This is a genomic window from Paenibacillus sp. PK1-4R (assembly GCF_030369595.1).
Lineage (GTDB): Bacteria > Bacillota > Bacilli > Paenibacillales > Paenibacillaceae > Paenibacillus.
This window is the reverse complement of sequence record NZ_CP126535.1, coordinates 6820078-6830313: the sequence shown is the minus strand read 5'-3', so window position 1 is coordinate 6830313 and position 10236 is coordinate 6820078. Positions and strand designations below refer to the sequence as shown.

The 10236-nt window shown below is 45.6% G+C and carries 9 protein-coding genes; 6 read left to right on the top strand and 3 right to left on the bottom strand.

What is annotated here, in order from left to right:
* Positions 1-99: 99 nt before the first annotated feature.
* Positions 100-2208, top strand: coding sequence for a TerD family protein (locus QNO02_RS29700; RefSeq protein WP_289390731.1), 2109 nt, complete (start codon positions 100-102; stop codon positions 2206-2208).
* Between the two features lie 88 nt (positions 2209-2296).
* Here the strand turns inward: QNO02_RS29700 and QNO02_RS29695 are convergent, their stop codons facing one another.
* Positions 2297-3028 carry a glycosyltransferase family 2 protein gene (locus QNO02_RS29695; RefSeq protein ID WP_289390730.1) on the bottom strand — a complete coding sequence of 244 codons (732 nt, stop codon included), beginning with the start codon at positions 3026-3028 and terminating at the stop codon, positions 2297-2299.
* A 515-nt stretch (positions 3029-3543) separates the two neighbouring features.
* Here QNO02_RS29695 and QNO02_RS29690 point away from each other — a divergent pair.
* The 5 genes from QNO02_RS29690 to QNO02_RS29670 all read left to right on the top strand — a co-directional run bounded on the left by QNO02_RS29690 (position 3544) and on the right by QNO02_RS29670 (position 8324).
* Complete coding sequence (locus QNO02_RS29690) at positions 3544-5169, top strand: rhamnogalacturonan lyase B N-terminal domain-containing protein (RefSeq protein WP_289390729.1); 1626 nt, start codon at positions 3544-3546, stop codon at positions 5167-5169.
* A 214-nt stretch (positions 5170-5383) separates the two neighbouring features.
* Positions 5384-6337, top strand: a complete 954-nt coding sequence (locus QNO02_RS29685) for an SMI1/KNR4 family protein (protein ID WP_289390728.1) — start codon at positions 5384-5386, stop codon at positions 6335-6337.
* 357 nt (positions 6338-6694) lie between these two features.
* Entirely contained in the window at positions 6695-7429 is a 735-nt protein-coding gene (locus tag QNO02_RS29680; protein ID WP_091035400.1) for an SDR family NAD(P)-dependent oxidoreductase, read from the top strand.
* 66 nt (positions 7430-7495) lie between these two features.
* Positions 7496-7915: a MarR family winged helix-turn-helix transcriptional regulator gene (locus QNO02_RS29675; RefSeq protein ID WP_289390727.1), complete on the top strand. Its 420-nt coding sequence runs from the start codon at positions 7496-7498 to the stop codon at positions 7913-7915.
* A gap of 31 nt (positions 7916-7946) precedes the next feature.
* Positions 7947-8324: a winged helix-turn-helix transcriptional regulator gene (locus tag QNO02_RS29670; RefSeq protein ID WP_289390726.1), complete on the top strand. Its 378-nt coding sequence runs from the start codon at positions 7947-7949 to the stop codon at positions 8322-8324.
* A 56-nt stretch (positions 8325-8380) separates the two neighbouring features.
* Here QNO02_RS29670 and QNO02_RS29665 read toward each other — a convergent pair whose 3' ends face one another.
* On the bottom strand, positions 8381-9451 hold the full coding sequence (locus QNO02_RS29665; RefSeq protein ID WP_289390725.1) for an SDR family oxidoreductase: 1071 nt from the start codon (positions 9449-9451) through the stop codon (positions 8381-8383).
* 247 nt (positions 9452-9698) lie between these two features.
* Complete coding sequence (locus QNO02_RS29660) at positions 9699-10196, bottom strand: DinB family protein (RefSeq protein WP_091035410.1); 498 nt, start codon at positions 10194-10196, stop codon at positions 9699-9701.
* Positions 10197-10236 lie beyond the last annotated feature (40 nt).

The following is a 10236-nucleotide window of genomic DNA, read 5'->3' as shown; positions in this document are numbered from 1 at the left end:
TTCATTTCAGAGAGGAGGCGTCCAGGCTATCATATTCCTTCCTTCTAAAGCCATCTACCAAATGTTAATAGGAATATGGCTTTCCTGGACTCTTTTATCATGAACAATACAATCTATTTGCGCAGAGCGAACAAACTCATTATTGAATCAAACGAAGGGAAACAACAGTTGCCGAAGACACACCTGGCGACTGCCCTCAAAAATATTGAAGCACTCGGATACACCTTCTCGGATGAGTTGATTCAAGCGATGCGGCAGCTGTCCAAGGAACAGTTTGAAACAGTATATATTCAACTTGTGGCTGATCTAAGAGTCATGGTCGGCGCACATGTGAAGTACACACCGATGTATGCTGGATTCCCAATGCAGGTGATGCAAGCGGATGAGGCCGAGTTATATCTCAATGCGATTATTCATTATCTGACCAACCTGACTGTGGTCTATCCGGATCAACAATCTGTGGAAAGAATGCCTTTGCTGGAGAAGACGGACTTGAAAGTCATTGGTTTGGGAAACCAGCAAGCATTCCAGACGCTCATTCGTCAGATCATTGAAGCAAAAGGTTCCATCTCGGAAACGGACAAGGCGGATATCGACATGGTATTGGAGCATGCAGACCCAAGTGAGGTGGATGCGATTCTACCTGCTGAGATTCCGTTCAAAGAAAATGTAGGCTTCGTGGTCTCCTCGCTGTTGAAGCATGAAAAGGCGAACATCGACCGGATTGGTCCGTATTTCAAAACGGCAAGTGATGTTCTGCGTCTGGCGGTTGCCTGGTCCGACGGTGATGTCAGCCTCGCTGTGGCTTCTCCCTTCCGAAAATTCAAACGCCGCGAGAGACGCCTTTTGCTCGGATTATTGGAGCAATGTGGCTCCATCACGGAGGATATGCTGCGATATAAGGATCGTTGGATTCGCCTTGGCGAAATTCTGCATCCATCGGAATATAAGCTTCGGTATCCACGATGCGAAGAAGCTTTTGATATTTTGCGTAATAATAAGCCTTATTCGACCTTCAACGGAAGTGTGGAGCTTGCCTTCCAATATCGGAATGTCTGGAGTCTGATCGATCTGTTGTCACAGCGTCCAGGTGAATTCGCAAGAAGACTGGATCACTTGCTGCGGATGACCGAAGATGAAGCGTATGTACTGCTGGCATTTGGTGAGGTACTGGAGCAAGTATCCACCCCGGTGTTATTGCAGGTGAGACAGCATTTTGCTCGGCGTAATGAACCGCAGGATCTGCGTGTCTTCTTCCCGAAAGGCAATGTAGCCAAAGCTTTTGCTGTTCCGAATGAGCTGCCAGACATTGATGAAGCCACGTGTCGTGATGTCGTGCAATTATGCGAGCAGGCGCTGGTAGAGCGATTCGCTGCCCTTGCCCCGCTTGGGAAGACCTATGTCGATCCACGGCTTCATGATTATCTGGTACCCTTTTCCCAGAGATCGGCGAGCAAGGCTCTGCATACCATCGTTCGTGGAAGCCGTGTGTCGATGGCAGAGGGTGATACCATCCGTTTCTTCAACTGGTGGAAAGAGGGGGACGTGGATGGAAAGTCTACAGGGCGCGTGGACATTGACTTGTCTGCGGTGATGTATGATAAGGACTGGAACTATGTGGAGCATATTTCCTATACGAATCTGCGATCCTCTAACTATAAGGCTGCCCATAGCGGAGATATCGTGACTGCACCTAACGGAGCAAGTGAGTTCATTGATCTGCATATTCCATCCATCGTGGCTTATGGTGGACGATATGTGGTGGCAACACTGCTTTCGTTTACCAGTCATCCGTATTGTGATCTGCCGGAATGTTTTGTAGGGTGGATGATGCGGAAGAAGCCGGGTTCTGGCGAGATCTTCGAGCCGTCAACCGTAGCTAACAAAATCGATATTACCGCAGATACGCAGATTGCGATCCCTGTCATTATGGACCTGGTTGAACGTACCGTCATCTGGACAGACCTGGCGCTGACAAGCCACCCGGATTACTACAATAATGTGGAAGGCAATCAAAAAGGCATGGTCCTGATGGGCAAAGCACTGACGACTTTACGCAAACCCGATCTGCATGACTTGTTCATGCTCCATGCCAAAGCTAGAGGAGAACTAGTGGATACAATAGATCAGGCGGATACGATCTATTCGGTGGATCAAGGCGTTACGCCGTATGATATCGAGCAGATTATGGCGGAGTATCTGGTTTGAGTCCAAATGCATGTGAATAAAGGGTCGAGAACAGAGAAGAGCAGCGGAGTACTGCTCTTTTTTGAGACTCAATTTGTGGTTAACAGGGTTAGCCCCTGGGCTTTTTCTGTACATACTTTTTGTAATTGGTAACAGAAGGTATTTTTTGGCTTTGAGATATGAGTTCTTTATCGCTAATGATCCAAGTATGGTTGGATGAGTTTCGCCTGCGGATCGCAACAAAATTATTTTTTCCAGCAGAATATACACGATAACCCTTTCGTTTGCTTCTAATGCAAAATAGGTCGTCCTCACCGACGCTTTGATTCGGGAACGGTACTTGGTTTACTACCTTGCGTTTAAAAACAAGCGTTGCCCCAGGGATTAGGGTCACCGGTCGATGTTCATCATGAGGAGAACGAAGGATAAACGTCTTAGATCCGCGTAAATACATGTAATGAGCCTTCTTGCCAATGACATCAGCATTGGTTCTTTGAAAGGTCTGCATACTTTCCTTCAAATAGTAGGGGGCGTAATAATCATCATCGTCAAACTTGGCAATATAGTTGTATTTCGTCTTCTTGATAGCATAATTTAGACAGGCGCCGAGGGAAGTGCGTTCTGGAAGACGATAGACGTGTACGTTTGAAAGTTTTTTGGCTAGACTTAGATATGGGGTAAGGGGAATGTTATTGTTATTGACAATAATGATAAGTTCCTTCCTGGCGTGGATCTGTCGACTGTAGTTATTGAACAAGTTTCTTATATAGCTTTGACGTTTCGTGCAGGCAATAATAGAAACCCCCTGCTTTTGGATAGCGCCATGTGGCTTAGCTCCCATTTCAATTGCACCCCTTGTCCGTTAAGATCAAAACTAGTTCTCTATAAAATATGTAAACGGAAAATAAGAGGAACGGCATATCACCACAATGAAGAATTGGCACAAAAACTTTTCAATGTACTCGTATGCTGGTACTATAACGACGCATCTAAACGAACATTGGAGAGTGCGGGAATGAGAATGAAAATCAGACTTCTGCATGTTGAAGTAAATTTTGTTTTCAGAACTTACTATTGGATAAACGGTTCATTTTCATTGCCAATATATGTAATATAATGGTATTATTTTATTGGAATTGTAAGAATTCTTGTATGTAGAAGAGTGATTTAAAAAGGGGGTGGCGAGATCAGGTTTACATGAAGTGATGACTCTATTCTATACGCACGCAGACATAACATTCCATTGATTATGGACAGGCTCACATAGCAGACATATCGATATGAGACGGAAGTGTCAGTTATTATACACTATAATGTAAGCGCTTTATTAAAAGAGTTCCAAGGAGGGATTTACTCATGACCAAAAGTATAGTGAGAAAGGCGCTTGGTTTGTTTTTAATTGTCGTTATGATCGCAACAGCTGTTGTATACCCTGCATCTACCGGACACGCGGCAACCATTAATGTTACGGATAACGGCTCCAGAATTGAAGTAAACACCGGTTCAGGATTAGTCTATGTGGTGAACAAAACCAATGGGGATATTATCTCAGCCAAAATGAACGGTACGGAGCTGAACAGCAACAGAGGGTCACATATCGGCTCAGGTTTGGGCTCCTCGGCCAATGTGACGTGGAATACCTCACCTTCAGGATCAACCGTGTTAATCACGGTATCCACAAGCACACTGACTCACTATTATGCTTCGCGTGGTGGGGAGAACATCATATACATGGCAACGCATATCACGGCTCAACCTTCGATCGGGGAGCTGCGGTACATTTTCCGCGGTAATGGTAGTGTGTTGACGGGTGTTCCGGCGAATTCCAATAATCGAGGTAACACAGGAGCAATCGAGAGTCAGGATGTGTTCGGGTTTGCAAATGGACAGTCGGCCTCCAAATATTATGGTAATGATCAGGCCAAAGATTTATCCGTTCGTGGAGTTACGGGGAATGGTGTCGGTGTATTTATGGCCTACGGCAATCGGGAAAAAAGCTCTGGTGGTCCGTTCTTTCGCGACATCCAGTTCCAAAGTGGAACAGAGACGGAAGTATATAACTATATGAACTCGGGACATGCACAGACGGAGAATTGGCGCCTGGGTCTGCATGGGCCGTACGCTTTGATCTTTACAACCGGAGGTACACCAAGTGTACCCGATTTCAGCTGGATGTCTGGTCTGAATCTGCAAGGTTGGGTATCCAGTCGGGGGAACGTGGTGCTTAATGGTCTCTCCGGGATGGATACAGGGTATGCATACACAATTGGGTTCGCTAATAGTAATGCCCAGTATTGGGTGGGGACGTCTTCAAGTGGGGCGGCCGCCAAATACAGCATGATTCCTGGGACGTACACCATGACAGCATATAAGGGAGAACTGGCCGTATATATGGAAACGGTTAATGTCACGGCTGGACAAACGACGACTCTGAATACACGTACGATCAACAATGATCCAAGCAAAGCCTCTAACATCTGGCGAATCGGTAACTGGGATGGTACACCACGGGAGTTCCTGAATGGACAGACGATTCCGATTCGTCACCCTTCCGATAGTCGCAACCCAAGCTGGGGGCCTGTCACCTATGCTACCGGTAGCGCGACCAATCGCTTCCCGGCAATCCAGTTCCGTGGTCAGAATTCTCCAACCACAATAACGTTTAATTTGAATGCATCTCAAGCGGCATCTTCTCATACGCTCAACATCGGTATTACCGCAGCTTACAATAATGGCAGACCTAGTGTAACGGTTAATGGACATGCTTTAACCAATCCTGCTGCATCTTCACAGCCCAATTCTCGTAGCTTCACCATTGGTACGTATCGTGGGAACAACACAACCTTTAGCTGGAATGTTCCAGCATCCTACTTCGTGAATGGTTCCAATACCATCACTATTACGCCGATCAGCGGTTCCAGTGACTTGGGTAACTGGTTAAGTGCAGGTTGGGTCTACGATTGTGTTGAGTTGCTGAATTGAATTAAGAATTCAATGTATTGGAAGGAATAAAGAAGGTAGCCTGCCTGGTTTTCTTAACCGGGCTCAGGTTACCTCTTTTAGTATTGTCATCAGAAATGAAAAGATATCGATTCATGATATCCCTAAGGATCTTGGTTTGCTGGAGATGGTGATCCGGATAGTGGTATAATTTTCAATACGTAATCATGAGTGAATGAACGGGGAGGAAAAGAGAATGAGAGACGATCTGTTGGTTCAATTGCAAGAGTGGCATGAAGAAGATGAATTTCAGGAAATTGTAGATGCAATTCAAGCAATTCCTGTGGAAGAAAGAGATTATGAGCTGGTTAACCATTTGGGACGAGCGCTAAATAACCTGGAACAGTATGAAGAAGCGGTTGAACAATTCCTGACGGTTGCTAAAGAGGGCACAGGTGACCCACTCTGGCATTATCGGATTGGACTGGCTTATTATTATCTGGAGCAATATGCGCATGCGCTACAGGCGTTTGAAAGAGCGGATGAATTGGACCCTGGGGATGAAGATACGCTGGAGTTTCTGGGATGGATTCGAAGCAAAACAGCAGAGGAATCCGTAGAGAAGCTCGTGGATACCGTCCCATCTGTCTCTGAAATCTCAACCGCACCTGTTAGTGTTGGCCATCTGGAACCAATGGGTTTTTGGAATGACAGTGCTGAAGCCTTGGATCAATATGTGTTGGCCCCGCCTACCGACGAACAGGTCGAGTCAGTGGAGGAGCAGTTGGTCTTCAAGCTGCCAACATCCTATATTAACATGATGAAATTACATAATGGGGGTGTTCCCCACTATCGGTATTTTCCTGTTAGCCAAGCAGAGGCTGCCAAGAAGGTCCGCGTTGAGGTCGCGGGTATATTGGGTATTGGGCGGGAGAAAGCACATTCATTAGGTGGTGAAGCTGGCAGCCGGTTTATTATCGAACAGGGTGGTTATCCCGAAATCGGTGTTGTTATCTGTGAGTGCCCTTCCGATTCGGAGGTGGTGATGCTGGATTATCGTGAATCCGGCAATGCTGGTGAGCCCGAAGTTGTTCATGTGGATAAAAAAGAAAGTTACAAGATCACTTGGCTTGCGCCCAATTTTGAAACCTTTATTCAAGGTCTGTTGAATGAGGAAAATCAACCTGCAAACCTTGAAGGTTCACTGTAAGTAAGGGTATGAGCTTCTCTTTATAGGAAACGTTGAAAAGGCTGCATCCGTAATGACGGATGCAGTTTTTTGTTGCCTAGTTATGCGTGATAAGGCGGAAATGGTCGCCAATAACGGGCTTTTTTTCAAATGCGTTAGCTTCGCTAAGATATGCAAAATAAGTATATAGAGCTGTACTCGTTGCATTAAGGCAGTTACTTTGCTAGTATTTAGACATATAATAATTAGTCATCTAAATATTATATATCTAAATACTTTGGTTTCTTCAAGAAAGGGGCTTAAGCATCATGTTAAGAATGAAAGACAAAGTAGCCCTTGTTACTTACAAATAAATAAAATACGTTAGGAGCAATTCACATGGGAAAATTAGATAATAAAGTAGCCATTATTACTGGCGGAGCCTCGGGAATCGGGGAGGGTATGGTTGATCTTTTTGCACAGGAAGGCGCCATCGTCATTGCAGCAGACATTAATGAGGAAGCACTGGAGAAAGCCAGCCAAAAAGAGAATGTGTACGGAATGAAGTTGAATGTATCTTCGGATGAAGGTTGGCAGGCACTGGCGAAAGTAGTGAATGAACGTTTTGGGAAAATTGACATTCTGGTCAACAATGCAGGCATTTCTTCGGAAAAGCCGTTTGAGGAAATCAATGCACAGGATTGGGAGAAAATGCTCTCCATTAATGGCTTCGGCCCATTCGCTGGCATGAAACATGTCACTCCTTATATGGCAGCCCAGAAGAAAGGTTCCATCGTTAACATTTCATCATACACCGCTTTGATTGGACAAGGCTTTAACCATTACTCGGCATCCAAAGGCGCGGTACGTGCATTATCCAAAGCCGCTGCGACCACCTTCGGACGTCAAGGTATTCGGGTGAATGCTCTTTTTCCTGGGATCATCGAAACACCAATGACCCAATCCTTGAACACATCCAAGGAACTGCTTGAACGATTAATTCAGGCAACGCCTTTGCAGCGTCTGGGCCAAGCAAGCGATATTGCCAAAGCGGCGTTGTTCCTGGCATCGGATGATTCTTCGTACATTACAGGATCTGAACTGGTGATCGATGGTGGCTACTCAGCCCAATAGCGTGTAAAATGATGACAGCCCTTAAGTTAAATGAGGGCTGTTGTTTATTTTTTCGAGGAGGATCTAATGGAAGAACAGAACATTTTTGAGCTTATACACAACATGGATAATTTCACCAATAAATTGATCATACAATGGAACAAATCATTCAATGAGGACCTCGGTGTTTCTCATGTGCTTGTACTCAGCCATCTCCATCAAAATGGAAAAAGCCGACCTTCGGATATTGCAAAAATTTTAGGGTTCACTCCGCCTACACTCAGTTATTTATCTGACAAGATGGTAGCCAAGGAATTAGTCGTCAGAATGGTAGATGAAGCGGACCGTCGCATTATTTATTTGAACATTACGGATAAAGGGGCCGAAGTCCTCGGAAGAGCAATATTGGAGGGCCAGAAGCTGCGCAAGAATTTATTCCAGAAATTAAACGAAGAGGATCGAGCGCAATTAGTCCATATTTTTGAGAAGATGAATCGGGAAGATTGAGCAATAGTCTGGAAGGGAGACAGAAGGTGATATGGAGGAACCGCTCAAAGTATATAACACCGCAGTTGAAGCTTTTCTTGAAGTAATCGGGGGAAAGTGGAAGCCCGTTATTCTATTCCATCTTACCTTTGGGAAGAAACGTAATGGTGAGCTGATGAAACTGATCCCTGCGATCACCCAGAAAGTGTTGACTCAGCAACTTGGTGAACTAACGGAGGCGGGGATCATTGTCCGAATTTCCCATCACCAGGTCCCGCCTAAAGTGGAGTATGAGTTAACAGAGTACGGGGGGAGTCTTAAAGAGATTCTTCATCTGATGTGTAGGTGGGGCGATACACACGTGGAGAATGTTTATGGTGATCGAGGAAAAATTCTGTTTAAGCCGCCAACTACTACTAACGTTGAGTGAATTATATAAGCCGATTCTGGAATTCAGGAATCGGCTTATTATGCATTTTATTTACTTTACGGAAGGATCTTACGATCACGTAGATTTCTGAAAATATCCATAAACATAGCCTCAGTGTCAATGAATTCATGAAATCCGAAGCGGCGAGCTTTGGAACCATCTGCGAAGAAATCGTAATCCCACGAGAAGACAAAGTCACCAAATGCCCAGGAAGAGACATCATCATAAGGGGTGTTTACCAAACCATACTTTTCAATCATGGACTTCCAAAGATCTTCTTTATCTGCCATCACTGTTGTAAGTGAGAGGGGGAGTGGAGGTGCGGTTTCCAATTCGAAAAATGCAGCGATTTGGGGCCATAGTTCATTCCAGCGAAACAGATCGCCATTGGTGATATTGAATGCCTGATTGGCACAGCGAGGTTCGGTTGCTGCCCATACGGTTGCATGAGCCAGCAATGTCGCATCAGTCATTTCAAGAAGCGAATGATACGCTCCTGGTTTCCCAGGGAATCGAAGTGGCAAGCCAAGTTCCTTGGAGATAGACGCATAAACGCCAATAACCATGGCAAGGTTCATTGGATTACCCAGAGCGAATCCACATACAACAGAAGGGCGCAGGGCTGACCAGGTCCAGCTGCTTCCGGGTTGCCGATCCTCCAGAAACTGTTGCTGATCGACATTGAATTCAGGGGGCATATGATATGCGTCCGTTTCTTTGGCAGGTGTTTTGAATGGCCCCAGATGTGCGCCGTACACTTTATAACCTTGCATTAGGCTAATATGTTGGAGATTTGGAGCGATCGGTTCGATGGTATTCACCACATTGACGAGCATGGCCAAGTTGGGCTGTACCAATTCGGCCCAGGTTGGGCGATCCTGATACGCGGCGTAGAAAATATGCGTAACCGTTGTTAAATGACTCAGTTTGTCTTGTGTGTCTGCTTCGTTCAGTAAATCAGCTGATATATAACGTAATCCAGGGGCATCTTCTCCTCCGCGGCGAGATACACCAATGACATCCCATTGCGGAAGTGTCACCAGATAATCAATAAGGTTTCTTCCAATGACGCCTCCAGCACCAATGACAAGTGCGGTGTAACGGGGAACGGATTGTTCGGGTTTCAATGGACATGCTCCTCTCTTCTTCTGTTCATATTGTGGGTCAGAAAAAGAAGGATGAGAAGTACGCACTTCAAAGTCATATACGTACTTTGAAGTAATATATGAGCCTGGTACAGGATATGAGCGTTATAATTGCACTTCAATGGATGTTACTTGCCTATAACCACAAGAAGCTGTAAAAGGAACAATCGTCCTTTCACAGCTTAGATGTGTCTGTATATTCGTTCAATAGATCTGTTGTAAATATGGTTTACGCCGGATATCCGCCACCTGGAGGCGGCCATGCGCCGTAGAAGCGACGCAGCAGAACAATCTCACCCAGATGGTACGAGTTATGGGATGCGATATTGCGCAAAAGTCCTGCTTTGGTTTCACCCGGGAAATAGAGCAGTGGATCATCTAATTGTGCATTTTCGGCAATGGCTACGGCTTGATCAACCCCATCCAAGAATGCCTGAATATCTGCCTTCCACGTGGCTTCGTCCTGTGGACCCTTCTCCTCAGGCCAGCTCTCACTCACGTTAGCAGGGAGCTGAGGTTTGCGTCCTTCCAAGTGATCGAGCATGAATTGCTGCCAATAATGCATGTGCTTCACCAACTGATAAATTGTATATGGCATGGCATCGTGCGTACGAGCAGCAAGTGTGACATCGATATCGGGCAGAGCACGGGCGATGCGGATATGACCGCGTTCCCCGACTAATGATTTGACAAGGGCTTGCCCAAAGCTTTGATTAACATCTGACATATGGTACCTTCCTCTCTTCCAAGACCGGATCTGATAACCT